This is a genomic window from Flavobacterium taihuense (assembly GCF_019351435.1).
GTDB classification, from domain to species: Bacteria; Bacteroidota; Bacteroidia; order Flavobacteriales; family Flavobacteriaceae; genus Flavobacterium; species Flavobacterium taihuense.
Genome location: NZ_JAHWYN010000004.1, coordinates 119,029 through 139,783, shown reverse-complemented (window position 1 = coordinate 139,783; position 20,755 = coordinate 119,029). Strand labels below are relative to the sequence as shown.

At 35.1% G+C, this 20,755-nt stretch carries 20 protein-coding genes; 15 read left to right on the top strand and 5 right to left on the bottom strand.

What is annotated here, in order from left to right; all coding sequences use genetic code 11:
• The first annotated feature begins 64 nt into the window (after positions 1-64).
• The 4 genes from capB (at position 65) to KZH69_RS05940 (ending at position 4,029) form a co-directional block, all read left to right on the top strand.
• Positions 65-1,327, top strand: a complete 1,263-nt coding sequence (gene capB / locus KZH69_RS05955; RefSeq protein WP_219316536.1) for a cysteate-C-fatty acyltransferase — start codon at positions 65-67, stop codon at positions 1,325-1,327.
• Between the two features lie 265 nt (positions 1,328-1,592).
• Positions 1,593-2,426 carry an alpha/beta hydrolase gene (locus KZH69_RS05950; RefSeq protein WP_219316535.1) on the top strand — a complete coding sequence of 278 codons (834 nt, stop codon included), beginning with the start codon at positions 1,593-1,595 and terminating at the stop codon, positions 2,424-2,426.
• The gene (locus KZH69_RS05945) at positions 2,423-2,968 is read left to right on the top strand and encodes an RBBP9/YdeN family alpha/beta hydrolase (protein ID WP_219316534.1); all 546 of its coding nucleotides are present in this window, start codon (positions 2,423-2,425) and stop codon (positions 2,966-2,968) included. Before KZH69_RS05950 ends, KZH69_RS05945 begins: the two co-directional genes overlap by 4 nt.
• A gap of 242 nt (positions 2,969-3,210) precedes the next feature.
• Entirely contained in the window at positions 3,211-4,029 is an 819-nt protein-coding gene (locus KZH69_RS05940; protein ID WP_219316533.1) for a sulfurtransferase, read from the top strand.
• A 46-nt stretch (positions 4,030-4,075) separates the two neighbouring features.
• Here the strand turns inward: KZH69_RS05940 and KZH69_RS05935 are convergent, their stop codons facing one another.
• Positions 4,076-4,411 (bottom strand): tRNA-binding protein, encoded by a 336-nt coding sequence (locus KZH69_RS05935; RefSeq protein ID WP_219316532.1) that lies wholly within the window; start codon positions 4,409-4,411, stop codon positions 4,076-4,078.
• A 127-nt stretch (positions 4,412-4,538) separates the two neighbouring features.
• On the opposite strand from KZH69_RS05935, the gene KZH69_RS05930 reads away from it, so the two are divergent.
• Positions 4,539-5,453 carry an alpha/beta fold hydrolase gene (locus tag KZH69_RS05930; RefSeq protein ID WP_219316531.1) on the top strand — a complete coding sequence of 305 codons (915 nt, stop codon included), beginning with the start codon at positions 4,539-4,541 and terminating at the stop codon, positions 5,451-5,453.
• A gap of 99 nt (positions 5,454-5,552) precedes the next feature.
• Here the strand turns inward: KZH69_RS05930 and KZH69_RS05925 are convergent, their stop codons facing one another.
• From KZH69_RS05925 to KZH69_RS05910, 4 genes are all read right to left on the bottom strand, one after another.
• Positions 5,553-6,485, bottom strand: coding sequence for a peptidylprolyl isomerase (locus KZH69_RS05925; protein ID WP_219316530.1), 933 nt, complete (start codon positions 6,483-6,485; stop codon positions 5,553-5,555).
• 141 nt (positions 6,486-6,626) lie between these two features.
• Positions 6,627-7,175, bottom strand: a complete 549-nt coding sequence (locus tag KZH69_RS05920; protein ID WP_219316529.1) for a hypothetical protein — start codon at positions 7,173-7,175, stop codon at positions 6,627-6,629.
• On the bottom strand, positions 7,175-7,711 hold the full coding sequence (locus tag KZH69_RS05915) for a GNAT family N-acetyltransferase (RefSeq protein WP_219316528.1): 537 nt from the start codon (positions 7,709-7,711) through the stop codon (positions 7,175-7,177). Before KZH69_RS05915 ends, KZH69_RS05920 begins: the two co-directional genes overlap by 1 nt.
• 75 nt (positions 7,712-7,786) lie before the next feature.
• On the bottom strand, positions 7,787-8,638 hold the full coding sequence (locus tag KZH69_RS05910; protein ID WP_219316527.1) for an alpha/beta fold hydrolase: 852 nt from the start codon (positions 8,636-8,638) through the stop codon (positions 7,787-7,789).
• Between the two features lie 439 nt (positions 8,639-9,077).
• Here KZH69_RS05910 and KZH69_RS05905 point away from each other — a divergent pair, with 439 nt between their 5' ends.
• The 10 genes from KZH69_RS05905 to KZH69_RS05860 all read left to right on the top strand — a co-directional run bounded on the left by KZH69_RS05905 (position 9,078) and on the right by KZH69_RS05860 (position 20,752).
• On the top strand, positions 9,078-9,251 hold the full coding sequence (locus KZH69_RS05905) for a hypothetical protein (protein WP_219316526.1): 174 nt from the start codon (positions 9,078-9,080) through the stop codon (positions 9,249-9,251).
• The gene (locus tag KZH69_RS05900; protein WP_219316525.1) at positions 9,251-9,520 is read left to right on the top strand and encodes a DUF1569 domain-containing protein; all 270 of its coding nucleotides are present in this window, start codon (positions 9,251-9,253) and stop codon (positions 9,518-9,520) included. The genes KZH69_RS05905 and KZH69_RS05900 overlap by 1 nt, the downstream gene beginning before the upstream one ends.
• A complete protein-coding gene (locus tag KZH69_RS05895) occupies positions 9,478-10,197 on the top strand; it encodes a DNA/RNA non-specific endonuclease (protein WP_369410640.1) in 720 nt (239 codons plus the stop codon). Before KZH69_RS05900 ends, KZH69_RS05895 begins: the two co-directional genes overlap by 43 nt.
• 109 nt (positions 10,198-10,306) lie before the next feature.
• Positions 10,307-10,987, top strand: a complete 681-nt coding sequence (gene trmD / locus KZH69_RS05890; protein WP_219316523.1) for a tRNA (guanosine(37)-N1)-methyltransferase TrmD — start codon at positions 10,307-10,309, stop codon at positions 10,985-10,987.
• 147 nt (positions 10,988-11,134) lie between these two features.
• Positions 11,135-11,485, top strand: a complete 351-nt coding sequence (gene rplS / locus KZH69_RS05885) for a 50S ribosomal protein L19 (RefSeq protein ID WP_219316522.1) — start codon at positions 11,135-11,137, stop codon at positions 11,483-11,485.
• Between the two features lie 287 nt (positions 11,486-11,772).
• On the top strand, positions 11,773-13,995 hold the full coding sequence (locus KZH69_RS05880; protein ID WP_219316521.1) for an NADP-dependent isocitrate dehydrogenase: 2,223 nt from the start codon (positions 11,773-11,775) through the stop codon (positions 13,993-13,995).
• Positions 13,996-14,155: 160 nt separating this feature from the next.
• Positions 14,156-14,746, top strand: coding sequence for a TetR/AcrR family transcriptional regulator (locus KZH69_RS05875; RefSeq protein ID WP_219316520.1), 591 nt, complete (start codon positions 14,156-14,158; stop codon positions 14,744-14,746).
• Between the two features lie 13 nt (positions 14,747-14,759).
• Positions 14,760-14,987 (top strand): hypothetical protein, encoded by a 228-nt coding sequence (locus KZH69_RS05870; RefSeq protein ID WP_219316519.1) that lies wholly within the window; start codon positions 14,760-14,762, stop codon positions 14,985-14,987.
• Positions 14,988-15,841: 854 nt separating this feature from the next.
• Complete coding sequence (locus KZH69_RS05865) at positions 15,842-18,094, top strand: T9SS type A sorting domain-containing protein (RefSeq protein ID WP_219316518.1); 2,253 nt, start codon at positions 15,842-15,844, stop codon at positions 18,092-18,094.
• Positions 18,095-18,355: 261 nt separating this feature from the next.
• The gene (locus KZH69_RS05860) at positions 18,356-20,752 is read left to right on the top strand and encodes a TonB-dependent receptor (protein ID WP_219316517.1); all 2,397 of its coding nucleotides are present in this window, start codon (positions 18,356-18,358) and stop codon (positions 20,750-20,752) included.
• The last annotated feature ends 3 nt before the right edge of the window (positions 20,753-20,755 follow it).

Genomic DNA, 20,755 nt, shown 5'->3' with positions numbered 1-20,755 from the left:
TTTGCTCCCGATTCCGAAACTTCGGAACGGGACTTAAAATTAATAGCATATACAGATATATATTATGGTAACAGATTTATTCGAAAGAATCCAGAACAATAAAGGTCCATTAGGAAAATGGGCATCACAAGCAGAAGGTTATTTTGTATTTCCAAAATTAGAAGGAGACTTAGGACCGAGAATGAAATTTCAAGGAAAAGAGGTTTTGAACTGGAGTTTGAATGACTATTTAGGTCTTGCAAACCATCCGGAAGTGCGTAAAGCAGATGCGGATGCAGCGATAGAATATGGTGCAGCAGCCCCAATGGGAGCGCGTATGATGAGTGGTCACACTAAATATCACGAACAATTAGAAAATGAATTAGCTGCTTTTGTAATGAAAGAATCTGCTTATTTATTGAATTTTGGTTACCAAGGAATGGTATCTATCATCGATGCATTGGTTACCAGAAATGATGTGATTGTATACGACGTTGACGCTCACGCTTGTATTATTGACGGTGTTCGTTTGCATAGCGGAAAACGTTTTACGTACAGGCACAACGACATCGAAAGCATGGAGAAAAACTTGGATCGTGCTACAAAATTAGCCGAAACAACTGGTGGTGGTATCTTGTTTATTACCGAAGGTGTTTTTGGAATGCGCGGGCAACAAGGAAAGCTGAAAGAGATTGTAGCGATGAAAGAAAAATACAATTTCCGTTTGCTTGTAGATGATGCGCACGGTTTTGGTACACTTGGAGAAACAGGTGCCGGAGCTGGTGAAGAGCAAAATTGCCAAGACGGAATTGATGTTTATTTCTCTACGTTTGCAAAATCAATGGCGAATATTGGTGCTTTCGTTGCTGCAGATAAAGATATTATCGATTATTTAAAATACAACTTACGTTCTCAAATGTTTGCCAAAGCATTGCCAATGATTCAAACTATTGGTTCTTTGAAACGTTTGCAATTGTTGCGTGACAACCCAGGATTGAAAAACAAATTATGGGAAAACGTAAATACTTTGCAAAATGGTTTGAGAAGCAAAGGATTTAATATTGGTGACACAAACACTTGTGTTACTCCAGTTTACTTGGAAGGAAGTGTACCAGAAGCGATGGTGATGGTAAACGACCTAAGAGAAAATTATGGTATTTTCTTGTCAATCGTGATTTATCCTGTTATTCCAAAAGGAATGATTTTATTGCGCGTTATTCCTACTGCTTCCCACACATTGGAAGATATTGCTGAAACACTTACAGCTTTTGAAGCCATCCGCGAGAAATTAGTAAACGGAACCTACAAAGAAATCGCCAGCAGAACTACAGTAGATTTGGATGCTTAATTTTTAGCAGTCCATATAAATATAGAAAATCCATCAGCCTCGGTTGATGGATTTTTTTTGGAGCAGACATTTTTGCATTTCATCAAGTTCAGTCCCGCTATCCGTTATATTCCCGATTAACAAAAACTACGGCAAAAAAGCCTTGTTTTTCTAAATCGGGATGCCACTACTATCGGGGCTAAATAACAGCTTTACATTTTCATAAGAACCAATACAGACAACGTAAAAAATTCTGTACTTTTATGGTTTCAAATAAAAAATGAAAATGAAAAAAATATTTATTTCGTTACTATTATTACTTTCTGTAACATTAATTTCTGCCCAAAAAACAGAATATACCACCGTTACCAATATCCCTTATTACAACGAAGCCACAGCCAATAGTGATGCGTACATCAAGGAACGTTGTGTTCTCGATATCTATTACCCAAAAAACACCAAAGGATTTACCACAGTAATTTGGTTTCACGGTGGTGGTTTAACCTCAGGAAACAAAGAACTTCCCGAAGGACTCAAAGACAAAGGATTTTGTGTGGTTTCGGTAAATTATAGACTATCCCCAAAAGTAAAGGCTCAAAAATGCATTGAAGATGCTGCAGCAGCCGTAGCTTGGACATTCAAGAATATTGCCACTTATGGTGGGGGCGATTCTTTAATTATAGTTTCGGGACATTCAGCTGGTGCGTATTTGTCATTGATGGTGGGATTGGACAAAAAATGGCTAAAAGCTGATGGAATTGACGCCAATTCAATAGCAGGATTGATTCCGTTAAGCGCTCAAACTATAACCCATTTTGAAATCCGAAAAGAAAGAGGTATTCCAGACACTCAACCCATAGTTGATGAGTTTGCACCGTTATATCACGTTTGCGCTGATGCTCCGCCTTTATTGCTAATTACAGGCGATAGAGAATTAGAAATGTTGGGACGCTACGAAGAAAACGCTTATATGATGCGAATGATGAAACTTACAGGTCATAAACAGACGACTTTGTACGAATTACAAGGTTTTGGACATAATATGACCGAACCCGCTTTCCCATTAGTTGTCAAAGAAATTCAAAGAATTGTTTCCCTAAAAAAAGAACTCAAAAAATGACCCCGCACTTATTAATCATTCCAGGACTTGGTGATTCTGGCGAAAAACACTGGCAAAGCTTTTGGTTACAAAAATTTACCAATTCAACAAAAGTCATACAAGACAATTGGGACGAACCTCAACTCGCGGAATGGCTTGAAAGACTTTCAAAAACCATTCAACAAATAGATGAACCAACCATTTTAGTGGCTCATAGTCTGGCAGTTTCCCTAGTGATGCATTGGATTTCCCAAAATAACAATCCAAACATCATTGGCGCTATGCTTGTCGCTCCCGCAGATGTAGATTCTCCAGCACACACACCCGATTTCCTAAGACACTTTTCACCCATTCCAACACAAGCACTTCCTTTTCCATCAATGGTTATTGGCACCGAAAACGACACGTATATGTCGCTCGAAAGAGCCAAAGAATTAGCCGCTTATTGGGGAAGTGATTTTATAAACGTCGGCCAAAAAGGACACATCAACTCTGATTCCAATCTTGAATATTGGGAAGAAGGACAAAACTATTTACAACAATTAATTGCAAAAATCGCTTAATTCTATAAGTAACAGCATTTCGTCAAATATATTGGTAAACATATAAGTCATATAAGTTTTTAATTTTAAAAAAATCGAGTTAAATCAAAAGTTCATTTAAGCAAAGACACTTAAGCCTATAAAGATTTTTTTAGCTTATATTCCCTTTAAATCACTGTTTTGACAAACTATAACTTTATACTTATATGTTTAAAATTAAATACTGTTTATTTAGAATATAACTACAAAAACAAACAACTAAAATGACAAATCCTATAGTTTCCGCAGCTTGGTTACAACAACATTTAAACGATTCAAATCTAATCATCCTTGAGGCAAGATTAGACCAAAACCAATCTAATCTAGAGAATCAAAATCCCGATTTACAAATAAAAGGTGCCCGCTTATTTGACATCAAAAATAATTTTAGTGACACCAGCAATCCGTTGCCAAATACTTTCCCTTCTGCAGCACAATTCGCTGCCGAAAGTCAAAAATTAGGCATCAACAAAAACAGTATCATTGTAGTTTACGACACTTTAGGAATTTATTCCAGCCCAAGAGCTTGGTGGATGTTCAAAGCGATGGGACATTCCAATGTTTTTGTATTGGATGGAGGATTGCCGGAATGGATTAAAGAAGGATATCCAACCGAAAAACAACAACAGCCAACTTACCCAAAAGGAGATTTTGAAGCTAAATTTCAGCCTGAATTAATCAAAAACAAAGAGCAGATTCTGAAAAACATTACTACCAAAGAAGCAGTATTGATGGATGCCAGATCAACAGACCGTTTCCATGCCACTCTCGAAGAACCAAGAGTTGGCTTAAGAAGCGGACATATTCCCGGCTCCATTAATATTCCTTTCACAGAGTTACAACAAGATGGAAAATACAAATCAAAAGAAGAGCTAAAGAAAATCCTAAAAATAAACGATCAACCTTTATTTTTTACCTGTGGATCAGGAATTACTGCTTGTATTGTCTTATTGGCCTGCGAATTGATTTCGGATAATCCAAAAGCCATTTATGATGGTTCTTGGTCCGAATGGGGTTCAACTGATTTACCTATTGAGAAGTAAAAAAAACAATAATTTTTATAAAAAGGGTAGTCTTATTTTCATAACACTACCCTATTCGCAATCCGTTTTCTATTTTAAAATCGGGCGCTAGTAAAATCACATCACCCTCCTCGCCTACCGCACCAAGCACCAAACATTCACTCATAAACTTTCCGATTTGTTTTCTAGGAAAATTGACGACAGCCACAATCTGTCTTCCCACCAAAACTTCCTTGGCGTATCGCTTGGTTATTTGCGCCGATGTTTTTCGGATTCCAATGACAGAACCAAAATCTATGGTGAGTTGAAAAGCAGGTTTTCTAGCTTCAGGAAAATCATTAACTTCGAGTATAGTGCCCACTCGCATTTCTACCCTTTCAAATTCTGACCAGTTTAAATCCATGATTGTACTTTTAATAGAAACAAACATATCAATTTTATAACTATACAACCAAATTATATAACTTTTTTTTAAAAGTACGCTCTAATTTTACCGTAGAACAAAATAGGTTCTTTATAATTTATAAAACATGGAAAATATTCAAATCAAACCAGATGAGTTCATAAAAGAATCCAATGCTTCTATTTTGACTCTTAATACGGATAAATATATAGAAACTGCTCCAGATGTAAAGCTTTACCTGAAAGATTACGGAGAAGGCAAACCTGTAATTTTAATTCATGGATGGCCTCTGTCTAATGAAATGTGGGAATACCAAATTGCATCATTAGTCGAAAATAATTTTAGAGTAATTGCTTATGATCGTCGAGGTTTTGGCAAATCGTCCCAACCCTGGAACAGTTATAGTTATGATACGCTGACGGATGACCTAAACTCAATAATTGAACAATTAGAATTAAAAGAGGTTTCACTTGTGGGATTCTCCATGGGAGGAGGAGAAGTTGTTCGATATTTTAGTCGTTATGGTGGAAAACAAGTGGTAAAAGCGGCATTGATTTCTTCTATAATTCCTTTTTTACTACAAACAAAAGACAATCCTGAAGGACATCCAAAAGAAAAAAACGAAGCGACAGCACAAAAAATTAAAGACGACAGAATTGGTTTTATTGATATTTTCGGCAAACTATTTTTTGGAGTAAACATTCCAAATAAACCAATGGACATTACAAACAAGCCTATAAGTACTCCATTGCTTGAGTACTATAGAATGTTATGTTCATTTGCATCTCCCCGTGCCACATTAGAGTGTGCAAAATCTTTTTCTACAACAGATTTTAGAGACGAACTGCACACAATAAAGGTTCCCACACTAATCATTCATGGCAGTGCAGACGAAATTGTTCCTATCGAAATATCTTCGGATAAAACTTCAAAACTGATAAAAGACAATACGTATATAATCTACGAAGATGCTCCCCATGGATTATTCTACACAGAAAAAGACAAATTAAACAAAGATCTAATTACCTTTTTAAAGTTATAGTATTTACTAAAAAAACTAATCAACACCAATAAAAAAAATCCCAAAACTCACGTTTTGGGATTTTTTTTTATTTTTATAATCAGTGAATATAAATAAAGACTATTTAACGTCCATCAATTCTACATCAAAAATCAAAGTAGCATTTGGTGGAATAACACCACCTGCTCCTGCTGGTCCGTAACCTAAGTCAGATGGAATCACAAAACGAGCTTTATCTCCTACTTGCAACAAAGCAATACCTTCGTCCCAACCTTCAATAACTTGACCTTGACCCAATCTGAACTCGATTGGTTTTTTTCTTGGGTACGATGAATCAAAAACTTTACCATTTTCCAATGAACCTTCATAGTGAACAGCAACCGTTTTACCGCTTTCTGCTTTTTTACCAGAACCTCTTTGGATGAATTGGTAACGCAAACCGCTTTCTGTTTTTTCGAAACCAGCTGCTAATGTTTCCATTTTTGCTTCAGATTCAGCTTTCAAAGCGGCCAATTTTTTCAAACGAGCTCCTTTTAAACCAACAAAAGCTTCAATAGCGTTCCACTTTTGAGCTTCTTCACCTACTCTGATGATTTCAACTGATTCTAATGCATCGCCTTGTGCAATAGCATCAACAACATCTTGTCCTTCTACAACATTTCCAAAAACAGTATGTTTGTCATCTAGCCAAGGAGTAGCAATGTGCGTGATAAAAAACTGAGAACCATTAGAACCTGGACCTGAATTTGCCATTGACAAAACACCTGGTGCATCGTGACGCAAATCTTGATGGAATTCATCATCAAACTTATATCCTGGATCTCCTGTTCCTGTTCCAAGAGGACATCCTCCTTGAATCATAAAATCAGGAATTACTCTGTGAAAGTTTAAACCATCATAGAATTTTTGTCCTTGAGGTTTTATTTTGTTTTCCATGTTTCCTTCAGCAAGAGCAACAAAGTTACCAACTGTTCCAGGAGTTAAATCGTGTGTTAGTTTTACCAAAATCGCCCCTTTTGCGGTGTTGAATTTAGCGTATATTCCGTTTTCCATTGTATTTAATTTTTATTGAGGTGCAAATTTACGAATAAATTTAGAGAATGAGAAAATTTGAGGATTTGAATCAAGGTAAATACATTTTAAAACAATGAGTTGTTCCCAACATGAAACTAATGATTATTTACTTGTTGATACTTATTCAGAACCGCGGATTTTTATTTGGCTTTCATTTTTAATATTCTCCTCCGATTTAGTGTAAATTTTTACAACATTTAAGTTAAAATTTTCAATAGAGTTCTCAAGTTTATCTACCGTGATTTTCAATATAAAATTGGCATCAACTGAATATTTATCATAATCTGCTTTGATTACTTCATTGTCAATTTCAAAAATAGTTACTCCTTCTTTACAGTTTGTATATTTTGACTTCAATTGATTTAATGAAAGAAAGATTGGTTCGTAACTCTCTTTTGTCTGAATAATAATTTTGCCAAAATATTTAACTTTATCAATTTCAACATCCTCCTTTTCAACCTTTATAGTTTCAACTTCCTCTGGTTGCAAAGTATTAAGAACACTTTCGTCAATGTGTTTTCCATTTAAAAAACAAGCAGGCTTTTCTTCGACAGAATTTTCATTTAGGTAAACAACTTTAAGAAATGGTTCCTTTTCAGATTGAAACCTACCCTGTCCAAAAACATTTAATGACAAAAATGTGGCTGAGATTATTATTATCCTTTTCATTATTTTCTATCCGCTTTCAAAAGGGAGTACAAATTCAAGTCGATGAACCTATCATGCAGCAATTCGCCTTGTCGAATCACTCCTTCTTTAGTGAAGTTTAGTTTCTCCGGAATAGTTTTGCTTTTGAAATTTCCTGTACCGCATTTAATTTCGATTCGGTTCAGCTGTAAATCCGAAAAGCAAAAATCGATAATGGCTTTACAGGATTTGGTGACAATCCCCTTTCCTTGAAATCCTTCAATAATCCAATATCCAATTTCTCCAATTTTATTTTGACTGTCTATTTTATACACTCCTATTCGGCCAATTACTTTTGCATTTTCAATAATAACAAAAGCATATTCGTTTCCATCGTTATTGCGTTGCATCGTTCCTTTTACAAAATTATCTGCAAATTCAACCGTTTGCATTCGGTCTACGAAAGGCAACCAAGGTCTTAAATGAGCTCTATTAGCATCAACCATTTCAAATATGGGTTGTGCATGAATTTCATTTATTAATTCCAGTTTAAGGGTATTGTCTATGGTAATTATCATGAGTTTTTAAATGTTAATTTTATTTATTGGTCTTTTATAATATCACACTAAAAAATATAAATTACTTTAAATTATTTAATTAAACCGATCTGGACCATCTATAGTTCTAAATGGCTTTTCAAAAAAATCATAAACTGCTTTGTTGAATTGATCTTTATAGAAAATAGGTGTTGAATGTCCTGAATTAGGAATTATCCATAAATATGATTTTGGAATGGATTGAGCAATCAACAAGGTGTGCATAGGAAGAATCACATCATGATCACCCCCGATAACAAGAGTCGGACATTTAATAGTATTTAATTGTTCCAATGAAATGTGCGGTTCATTAATTAATAGATTCATTAATTTCATTGCATGCTTAGTCTCGGCCGTTGGACTTTGTTTAGACAATATATCTTGTTCTTTTACAACTAAATCTATGACCTTGGAGTCTACAGCTGTCGCATCTGGCCATAAATTGGCTCCAGTAACAGCCAGTTTTTTTACTTTATCAGGGTGCTTAATTGCTAATAGCAAACCATTTATTCCCCCATCACTCCACCCTATAACATTACAAGAATTTATGTGAAGTGAATCCAGTAATGTATTTAAGTCATCTGCCATCATCTCATAGCTTAAGGCATCGCCTGTGTCAATTGATTTTCCTTGCGCTCTACTATCAGCTATGATTACTTTATAATGCTTTGCAAAATAGGGAATCTGGTATATAAAATTATTAATCGAACCCCCATTTCCATGAATAATAAGCAAAGGCTCTCCCTCTCCATACGTTTCATAATACATATTGAATCCATTGATTTTGGCATAATGTCCTGCTTTGGGATTCCTACCGTATATACTCTTTGCAAAATCATCTGATGATTGCGAATAAGACAAACCTACTATCAGTACTAATGCAATTGAAATAAACAATCTCTTTGTCATTTTGATTTAGTTTAAGAATTTAATTAAATGAGGATTTAAATTTTTGTTTATAATCGAAGTTCAACGTAAGTTAAAAAACTTTTAATTGAACTTTTATAATAATTCGAAAGTAAATATAGTGGATTTAAACTACAAAAAAATACTAGTCATGACAATGAAACGAAAATATTTTTTAACAATTCTAAATTCCCCTACAGCTTAGCCCTGATCGAAGTGGAAAGCCTTGCGCAGGAGACTTGTAATTTTTTCTGGACAAAAAAGAGCGACCAACGGAAGCTCCTTTTTTGTCCTAGAAAAAACAAGGCTACTAGGAAGCTTGAAACGAACAGCAGGAAATTGCTCCTAATAAGTACGATCTTTATTCTTTTTGGCAATAGTGTTTTGATAGCATATTTGGTCGCAATGGATTATATTTGTTTACACTTTAAACCGAAAAAAAATGGGTTCAATATATGACAAAGCAGATAATGCGGCTATGATTGCCCGAATAAATTCGCTTACAGCAGAGAGTAAACCGCTGTGGGGTAAAATGACGGTGGACCAAATGTGCAAGCATTGTAACACCACCATCCAGTTGCATTTGGTAAACAAGGGCTTAAAATCAATTTTCTGATGCGTCTTTTGGGCAGAATGCTAAAAAACAAAGCTTTTAATACTGACTTTGGAAAAAATAGCCCTACGGCCAACGAATTTAAATTTGAAAACTCGTATGATTTTGAATCAAGTCGAAATGAGTTTGCAGAAAGTATTGCCCAATTTGCACAAGGAACTCAAGTTATCAAAGTTATGCATCACCCTTTTTGGGGCAAAATGACATATGAAGATTGGAACAAATTGATGTGGAGACATACGGATCATCATTTGAGACAGTTTGGAGTTTAGTTTACAAACCTTTAAAAAAAAATTCGTCTATGACTATAGTTAGACATAAACATTTCTTTCTGTCGTATTCCGAAGAACACGAACAAGCGGAGTGGGCGGCCTATTATTTGGTAGCAGAATCCCAACATCAGCATCATTTTGAAAGACCTTATTTCAAACAAGATCCTTTGGTTGATACGGACTCGGCACACTGGAGAAATTATAAAGATACCGGATACGACAAAGGACATTTGGTTCCTGCAGCGGATATGAAATTCTCTGAAGAAGCATACAATGAGACTTTTTATACCTCGAACGTTTCACCTCAAAACAGAGCATTTAATGCTGGTATTTGGAATCGACTCGAGCAGAAAATACGCTATTGGGCTGATAAATACAAAGCGCTGTTTATAGTAACCGGAAGTATTTTACACGATAACTTGGTGACCATTGGCACGGAAGAAGTCTCGGTTCCCGATTATTTTTTTAAAATCGTGGTTCGGGTTCAAAACGATGGATTGGTTATGATTCCGTTTTTGGTTCCCAATGAAAAATCGGATGCTCCACTTTACACTTTTGCAACAACAATCGAGACAATTGAACAAATCACCGGAATTGATTTCAACCAAAAACTCTCTGAAAAAATTGAAGAAAAAATTGAAAAAGAGATGAGTTATAAAGAATGGAGTTTTAGTTAGCTTGAATCTAACCGCAAAGTCCGCAAAGAATTATACCAAGCTTTGTGCGTTAAAGACTTGTAGCTTTAGGTTAAAAAATTTATACCTTTGCTGTTCATAAAAAAGCAACATGAGAATTGATATCGTTACCGTATTACCAGAATTATTAAGAAGTCCGTTTGAAGCTTCTATCATGAAACGCGCCATTGACAAAGGACTGGTAGAGGTTCATTTTCATAATTTAAGAGATTATACTACCAACAAACAAAAAAGTGTTGACGATTATCCTTTTGGAGGTGGGGCCGGAATGGTGATGACAGTTCAGCCCATAGATGCTTGCATCACGCACTTGAAAAGCGAAAGAACCTACGATGAAATCATATATATGTCTCCCGATGGCGAAACGCTAAACCAGAAAATGGCCAACACCATGTCGATGTATGAAAACATTATCATCCTTTGCGGGCATTATAAAGGAGTCGATCAACGCGTACGTGATCATTTTATCACCAAAGAAATTTCAATAGGCGATTATGTCTTATCAGGAGGAGAATTGGGTGCTTTGGTTTTATCTGACGCTTTAATCCGATTGATCCCTGGGGTTTTGAGTGACGAAACTTCGGCATTGACAGACAGTTTTCAGGATGGATTACTCTCTGGCCCAATTTACACAAGACCTGCTGATTATAAAGGTTGGAAAGTTCCCGAGGTTTTATTGAGTGGCCATTTTGCAAAAATTGACAAGTGGAGGGAAGATACCGCTTACGAACACACGAAGAACAGAAGACCAGATTTACTAGAAGAAAAATAATGATGAGTTATGCGTTTTCGCCCAAAATATTTTATAATTTATAATTTATAATTCATATTTATTTTTTACTTTTGCACCCTCATTAGACCAACCTCTGGCGAAAACCGCGAATGTTGCTCTTTTTAAAACCATAATAAAAAAAACATCATGGCAGATTTAATGAAATTCGTTCAAGACGAATTTGTTACAAGAAAAGAATTCCCTGTATTTGGAGCTGGAGACACAATCACAGTTTACTACGAAATTAAAGAGGGTGAAAAAACAAGAACACAGTTTTTTAAAGGTGTTGTAATTCAAAGAAGAGGTTCTGCTAACACAGAAACCTTTACAATTCGTAAAATGTCAGGAGCAATTGGAGTTGAGCGTATCTTCCCAGTAAACTTGCCAGCTTTGCAAAAAATTGAAATCAACAAGAAAGGTGCTGTACGTAGAGCTAGAATTTTCTACTTCAGAGAACTTACTGGTAAAAAAGCTAAGATTAGAGATAAAAGAAGATAGTTTACGCTATTTCTTTAATGATAAAAAAGTCCCAACCGATGAAAATCGAGATTGGGACTTTTTTTTTGATAATTTTATAGTATAAAAAATTATAATTTAAGAATCAAATGGCACTTAAAATATCAAATTAAAAATATCACAGAATATATATTTAAATTTATTTTTTTATATACAAATAAAACCGCTATTACAACTGCATTTCTTATCTTTGCCCGCCTTAACTCAAACGATGTAATTCTACAAAAGGCCTTAAATAAATTGTGATTTAGATTAAAAAAAATAAAAAAATGACAACAAAAGCTAAAATTTTTTACACACTTACAGATGAGGCTCCTTTATTGGCAACCTACTCTTTCCTACCAATTGTCCAGGCATTTACTGCTACTTCGGATATCGAAATAGAGACTAGAGACATTTCACTTGCCGGAAGAATCATCTCAAATTTTTCGGAATTTTTAAAGGAAGATCAAAAAACAAAAAACGCTTTATTGGAATTGGGTCAATTGGCTACTACCCCTGAAGCAAACATCATAAAATTACCAAATGTATCAGCATCAATTCCACAACTGAAAGCTGCTATTGCCGAATTACAATCACACGGTTATGCTTTGCCTGATTTTCCAGAAGATCCACAGACCGAAGAGGAAAAAGCGATTAAAACAAAATATTCTAAAATTTTAGGATCGGCAGTAAATCCAGTTTTACGTGAAGGAAATTCAGACCGTAGAGCGCCAAAAGCTGTTAAAAATTACGCAAAAGCCAACCCACATTCTATGGGCGCTTGGTCTGCTGATTCAAAAACTCATGTAGCTTCTATGGAAAGTGGTGACTTTTACGGAAGTGAAAAATCATTAACTTTGGCTGATGCTACCGATGTGAAAATCGAATTTGTAGCCAAAGATGGTACAACCACTGTATTAAAAGCAAGCACTCCCTTGAAATCTGGAGAAATTATCGACAGTTCTGTTTTGCACCTAAATGCTTTAAAAACATTTGTAGCCAAAACAATCAAAGAGGCTAAAGAACAAAACATTTTACTTTCGGTTCACTTGAAAGCTACAATGATGAAAGTTTCTGATCCGATTATTTTTGGAGCTATAGTAGAAGTTTATTTTGCGGATGTATTCAAAAAATATGCTGCCTTATTTTCAGAATTAAACATCAATACCAGCAATGGTCTTGGCGATGTTTATGCAAAAATAGCAGGAAATCCAATGCAAGCCGAAGTAGAAGCAGCAATTGCACAAGCTATCGAGAACGGTCCGGCATTAGCAATGGTTAATTCAGATAAAGGAATTACTAATCTTCACGTTCCTTCGGATGTAATTGTAGATGCTTCTATGCCTGCTATGATTCGTACTTCTGGACAGATGTACAACAAAGAGGGCAAACAACAGGATACTGTAGCGATTATTCCGGACAGATGTTATGCTGGTGTTTATACTGCTACTATTGATTTTTGTAAAAAACATGGTGCTTTTGTACCAACCACAATGGGAAGTGTTCCTAACGTAGGATTGATGGCGCAACAAGCAGAAGAATACGGTTCTCACGATAAAACATTTCAATTGAAAGCAGATGGTGTTGTTCGTGTAGTCGATACAAACGGAAACGTTTTGATGGAACAAGATGTAGAAGCAAACGATATTTTCAGAATGTGTCAAGCGAAAGATGCTCCTATTCAAGACTGGGTAAAGCTAGCTGTAAACAGAGCTCGCTTATCTAATACTCCAGCTGTTTTCTGGTTGGATAACAACAGAGCACACGATAGAGAAATAATCACTAAAGTTCGCAACTATTTAAAAGACCACGACACAACTGGTTTAGACATTCAAATCCTAAATCCTATTGAGGCTACTAACTTTACATTGGAGCGTATCATTAAAGGATTGGATACTATCTCGGTAACCGGAAACGTATTACGTGATTATTTGACTGATTTATTTCCAATTCTGGAAGTAGGAACTTCAGCCAAAATGCTTTCTATCGTTCCGTTGATGAATGGTGGTGGATTGTTTGAAACTGGGGCAGGAGGATCGGCACCAAAACACGTAGAGCAATTTATTCAAGAAGGTTATTTACGTTGGGATTCACTTGGAGAATTTTTAGCTCTAGGTGCTTCATTAGAACACTTAGGACAGACTTTACACAATGCTAAAGCAATGGTTTTGGCCGAAACTTTGGATGTAGCTACCGAAAAATTCTTAGCTACTGACAAATCGCCTTCACGTAAAGTGGGTGGAATTGACAACCGTGGTTCTCACTTTTACTTGGCAATGTATTGGGCAGAAGCTTTGGCAGCTCAAGACAAAGACGCTGAATTGAAAGCAATCTTCACTCCTATAGCTGTTGAGTTTTTTGCAAACGAATCTAAAATTAATGCCGAATTAATTGGTTCTCAAGGTAAGCCTCAAAATATTGGTGGTTACTATCAACCAAATCCAGTGTTGACAGACAAAGCAATGCGTCCAAGCGATACTTTCAATGGTATTTTAGCAAAAATAGCATAATTCAAATAGTTCATTCTATTTTATATATTCAAAAGACAACTGGAAACGGTTGTCTTTTTTTTTTTGCAAATACCAGTTTTGTGTTTTTTATAATTTTTATCCATAAATAAGCGAACATTCATTTATAAATAATATATTTGCTTCGTTATAAAATAAAACAATGCGAACAAGAGATACAAATAAAGAAGAATTAGTCAAACAGAAAGCCATAGAAATGCTTGTAAAACTTGGCATAGAAGGCTTCGGAATGAATCGATTGGCAAAAGAAAGTGGTGTATCGGTAGCGACTTTGTATATTTATTACACAGACAAAGAAGACTTGATAAAAAAAATAGGCATTGAAATTGGACAAAATTTTTTCAATGAAATGGTCAAAGATTTCTCGCCAACAATGCCTTTCAAAGAAGGTTTACGCAAACAATGGGAAAACAGAGCACGATTTGCATTAAAATACCCATCAAATGTTGCCTGTTGGGAACTCCTGAGCCATTCCAGTTATAGAGACTACATTTTGCACGAAAGTCTATCCGATTTTAAAATCATAATGAGTGATTTTTTAAAAAATGCTCTTGATAAAAAAGAATTACTTCCCATTTCAACAGAAGTATTCTGGTGTGTTGCCTATGGACCTCTCTACTCTTTGTTGCGTTTTGAGAATGAAGGTAAAAATTTTGGAGGAGGGCCATTTAAACTCACCCAAAAAACAACTGATGAAGCATTTGAATTGGTACTAAAAGCATTGACACTATAAAAAGAGTTTAGCCATGGAAAACCATTTAGAGAACATATTGGTATTTGCTACCAATATAAAGACAGAAGTTGACAAACAAAAAGTAAGCAATCTACTGGATGATCATTCCGGAATCCATCAATGGAATATTGACCAGGAAGATATTGATTGTGTTTTAAGGATCGTGAGCAACACTTTATCCGAAGTACAAATAATTGATCTTATCTACAGCCAAGATTTCGAATGCGCTGTATTAGAATAAATCAGAAAAAATAAAGAAACAAAAAATAAAAGCAACCTCCTTTATAGCCTATCAAAAATTTAAATTTGCCACATTTATGAACATTACATCAATAAATTAACAAAATGAAAAATAAAGAAAAAGGCTGAAAACCTTTTTACAATTCACAAAATATAGCTTCATAAAATCCTTTTTGTAAATTATACCTTTTACAAATTTATCTAATACAGTAAATATCAATTTTAATATAGCTCGATTAACAATCCTAGAATTGCAAATAGTGGACAACGGAATAATTCTGTATTACAATTTTAGTTTTTTAACAACAAAACGACACAAATAAAACACAACTTACTTATAATCAACAAAATAAAAACAACAGCGTTTTCTTAATTTAAAAGTTATTCATCGGATATTGCTGTTTTTTATCAGATTTATGAGACTCTATTTGTCGGTTTTCAAACTAATTGCTTAACTTTAATCTACAAAAATAATTGAATTTAAAACTGTTTTACAAAACAGTTCATTGGTAAAAAAAGAATTTAGTTATTGCTCCCCACAGTAGAATATCCTTTTGATGATGGAGTACTTCATAAATTTATATGAAGGTGTTTAAAGTTGTCTGACAGCAATATCACCCAAATCAGTAAGCTTTCAGTTTTTCCAATATTTATTTATTAATTTAAACTAAGGTTTTTTTTAAAAGCCCTTTCGGTTAATAAAAGTTTATTTATTCCCCCAAAATAAAACACCTTTTAATGATGGAGTACTTCATGAATCTATTTGTGAAGATGTTTGGTATTTCTTCAAGTTTGCATTTCCAAGTCTACTTGTTTCCTGCTTTTTAACAAGTATGGTGTTAAAACTTTAGTATCATGAAAAAGAATACATTTTTCGAGTTTCTCGATATTTTATCCGATAAAATGAAAGGCTATTTTTCAAAAAGAAACAACATTTCTCCTTTAGTTTTTTTTAAACCTGATTCATTTCATTTCAGCCCTAAACTACAAAACAAACACTCTGCAAACCAGTATTTAAATATCGGGGTTCTAAAATCGACGTGGTATGAAAGAATGTTGCCCTCTTTTAAAAATATAGCAATGAAAACTTTGCTATTTTTGCTCTTTTTTTCTACACAACTTTTCGCACAGTTTGCCAATGTGAATCCACCAACTGGAGGTTTGGCTATTGACGGAGGCTTAAGAGCTAATACACCTACTAGTCCTAGCCCATTTACAGCCAATCAAGGGGATTGGTATCCTGGATCTAATGGTACCGGTGGATCTGTTTTTGACATTTCAGGCAATCCCATAGCACCGGCTACTTCCCAAACCAGTGGACGTGTGGATTCAGAAGAACCCTATGGATCCAATGATGATATTTTTACAAATGGAAGTAAATTTAATGATTATGTTTCGGCTTTAAAATGGTTTACTAATTCGGCACCTGATAAAAATGATATTGATAATGCATTGTATCATGTATCTCGTGATCCCAGTAATAATCAATGGATCTTTATATCTGGTGACCGTTTGTCTACTAATGGAACTAGCTACATTGACTTTGAATTATTGCAAGGTACCATTGTACAAAATACCAACGGAACATTTACGGGAACTCCATTGGCAAGTAAACAAAATGGAGGTGGTAGAACCAAAGACGATATAATTATTTCAATGGAATATACCAATGGAGGTTCAAAACCAAATGTATATATTTATCAATGGGAACTAACCGGAAATACTTGGTCATACCAACTAGTAACTTTACCACAATTAGCAACGAATGCATTTGCTGAAACAAACAGACAGGGTGCTGAAACTAATGTACCATATTCCGTATTCGGTACAAATACATACCAACAATACGCATTTGTAGAAGCTGCAGTCAATGTCACTTACCTAATAAATCAAACGCTCGGAGGTTCAAGCTGCAGTGGACTCAAAATAAAAACACTATGGGTTAAAACAAAGGCTTCAGCTGCTTCAACTGCTGCACTCAAAGATTTCATAACTCCTATTCCTGTGGATCTAAATTTTGGCACCACCGATATTACACCAATTTCGGCAAAATGCGCTGACGATGGAACAGCCTATCTCTTGTCTGCAACACCAAGTGGAGGTACTTTTAGTGGATCGGGAGTTAGTGGTACCGGCCCTTACTATTTTACACCTTCCAATGCTGGCGGAGCAGGAACAAAAACGATTACTTATACTAGTGCTGATGGCAGCTGTACGGGTACAATTAATATTGTGGTAAATCCGCTGCCAACTGCAGTGGCTACGAACAATGGCCCTGTTTGTTCAAGTACTACAAGTTTCACGTTAAATGAAACTGGAGGCAACGCTACATCATGGTCTTGGACAAGCAACGGAAGCGCTACCATAACTAGTACAAATTCACATAGTCCAACAGTAACAGGATTCGTTAATAATGAGAAATTCACAGTAACTATCACCGACATTAATGCATGTTCCTCATCAGCAGAAACTACAATAACAGTGAACAGCAATCCTTCCGCACCAAATGTTACTTATAATGCACCTGCTTGTGATGAAAACACTTTTAGTATTACTCTTTCAAGTGTAGTTAGTGGAGCCACTTATATAGTAAAAGATAAAAATGAAGCCGAGATTACGACATTAACAAAAAATGGAAATCCTTTAGTATCCTCTTCTTATACAGCTACTTCACAAGATGCCACTAATGGAATAACATTTAATGGTTTTCCTGCAGGATCTGGGTACTGGGTTACTGTACAAAACAATGGCTGTTATTCAGATGCGAACACATGCGGAACATCATCTTCGGAAAAAATGACTCAATCAATTGCTCCGAAAGAGGAACTGGCTACTCAAAAAGCTGAAGAAGTAGGTTTTACTGCCTATCCTATTCCTTTCAAAGATCAACTTACTCTCAGATATAATTTTGATTATTCTTCTGAAGTATTAATTGAAGTTTTTAATGTTCATGGTCTTTTAGTACTTTCAAAAAAAGACAGCAACAGTTATTTGAACAAAGAAATCACACTAAATCTTAATTCAAATACTACCAAAGAGCAAGTTTATATTGTAAAACTAACTACTAACAGAGGTAGTAGTACTCAAAAAATAATTTCTTCAAGATAAATTCAACCCAATTTTTATTTGAAAGCATCCGTCACAAGCGGGTGCTTTTTTTTTAAAGTCTTGAAAAAAAAACAGAGGCAATATCAGTTATTAAATGTGAATGTATAAAATGTTCCTAATCTAAATTTTTATTTCTGTAAAGACGACACAAAAAAAACTCTTTTTAGTTAAAAAAGCTTCATTATCTTAACGATAGATTAACATTTGTTATGTACGAATTGACTCCTAATTTAATGACATTTGTAATTCAAAACAAAAACAATGATTTCAAGAAAAATTATTTATTTATTTCTGCTATTATTTACATCATTAACCTCCTTTTCGCAAGACTCAAACGAACAGGCAAAACAAAAATTCACCCTAAGCGGAACCATTACCGATGCCAACAGTAATGAAACGCTAATTGGTGTAAATATTGCAATCCCTGAATTAAAAACAGGTGTAGCAACCAATGAATACGGATTTTATTCGATAACCCTGCCGAAAGGAAATTATACCATACAAATTACTTCTATGGGGTTTCAAAATGTGGATGAAAAAATTCAATTATCGCAAAACATCAAAAAGAATTTTAAATTGGTAAGCAGCGAGCAACAATTGAAAGAAATTGTGGTGACCAGTAATAAAAAAAGCACCAATATTAAAGCTCCTGAAATGAGTGTCAACAAACTCTCAATGACAACTATCAAAAAAATGCCGGTAGTCTTGGGAGAAACTGACGTTTTGAAATCGATCTTATTGCTTCCTGGAGTAACAAACGCTGGCGAAGGACAATCCGGTTTTAATGTTCGCGGTGGTGGTGCAGACCAGAATTTGGTTTTATTGGACGAAGCCACTATTTTTAATTCTTCTCACGTTTTTGGTTTTTTCTCAGTTTTTAATCCCGATGCCATCAAGGATTTAAAATTGTACAAAGGAGGCATTCCAGCACATTATGGTGGAAGAGCTTCTTCCGTTTTGGATATTTACCAAAAAGAAGGTAATAGCAATTCTTTTCACATGAATGGCGGTATTGGCCTAATTTCAAGCCGATTACTAGCTGAAGGACCTATTGTAAAAGACAAAGGCTCTTTCCTGATAGGCGCCAGAACTTCCTACGCACATCTATTCTTAAAATTGACTGACAATAAAAACTCAGCTTCCTTTTACGATTTGAATGCCAAATTGAATTACAAATTAAACGCTAACAATAGCCTTTATGTTTCCAGTTATTTCGGAAGGGATTTTTTCAATATAAGCAAAGAGTTTCAAAATACTTATGGAAACAGCACCTTCAATTTGAGGTGGAATCATTTATTTTCCGAAAGGCATTTCTCCAATCTATCCGCCATTTTTAGTGATTATTACTATGGTTTAACCTTGTCGTCAGTTGGTTTTGATTGGCAATCGAGTATCAAAAACTTCAATTTCAAATACGATCTGAAATACTATCTGAACGACAAAATAAAATTAAACTATGGTCTGAATTCTATTTATTATAAATTCAATCCAGGAACCATCAAACCAACAGATGCCAATTCGAGTATTAATTACAATCAATTAGACAAGAAAAATGCATTTGAGCCTTCCCTTTATCTGGAAGCAGAACACCAAGCCACACAAAAACTATCTTTTATGTATGGTTTGCGTTACAGTCTATTTTACAGATTGGGAGCTTCCACAGTTAATTTATACCAAAACGACCAAGCGGTAACTTTTAATGACAAACTTAAAATTTACGAAAAAGGAGTACCTATTGGCACCAAATCTTACGGTTACAACGACGTGATTACCTCCTTTTCGAATCTTGAACCCCGTTTCTCTAGTTCTTATGTTTTAGATGAAAAGTCCTCAATAAAAGCGAGCTATAATAGAATGGTACAATACCTGCAGTTGGTTTCAAATACGGCATCGCCAACTCCTCTGGATATTTGGACACCGAGCGACCAATATATCAAGCCTCAAATTGCAGATCAAGTCGCAATAGGCTACTTCCGAAATTTCAAGGACGATATGTACTCCTTAGAAGTGGAAAGTTTTTATAAAAAAGTAAAAAACAGAATTGATTACATAGACGGAGCCGATTTAATTGCAAACAATGCCATCGAACAAGTAATTCTCAATGGACAACTAAGGGCTTATGGTTTAGAATTGTTGTTGCGCAAAAACACAGGCAAATTAAATGGTTGGATTTCGTACACTTTATCCAATTCAGAACAACAAACTCCAGGAAGAACTCCAAATGAAACAGGAATCAACAATGGAAATTGGTACAAATCCGGTTATCACAAATTACACAATTTGGCCGTAACCACCACATATAACCTAAATCCAAAATGGACATTGGGCGGGAATTTCATTTTACAATCCGGACAACCTGTAACTTTTCCAAATGGTCAATACCAGTACCAAGACATCGTTATACCCAGTTATGGTGCCAGAAACGCAAACAACCTGCCGCTATACCACCATTTAGACCTATCGGCAACTTATGTCCCTAAACCCGACAAAAGAAAAGACTGGCAAAGCGAATGGGTTTTCAGTATTTACAATGTCTATAATCGAAAAAACGCCGCATCTATAAGCTTCAGAGAAAACCAAACCACTGGTGCAAATGAAGCGGTTAAATTGTCTATTTTCGGAGCAGTGCCATCTGTAAGCTATAATTTCAAATTCTAAAGT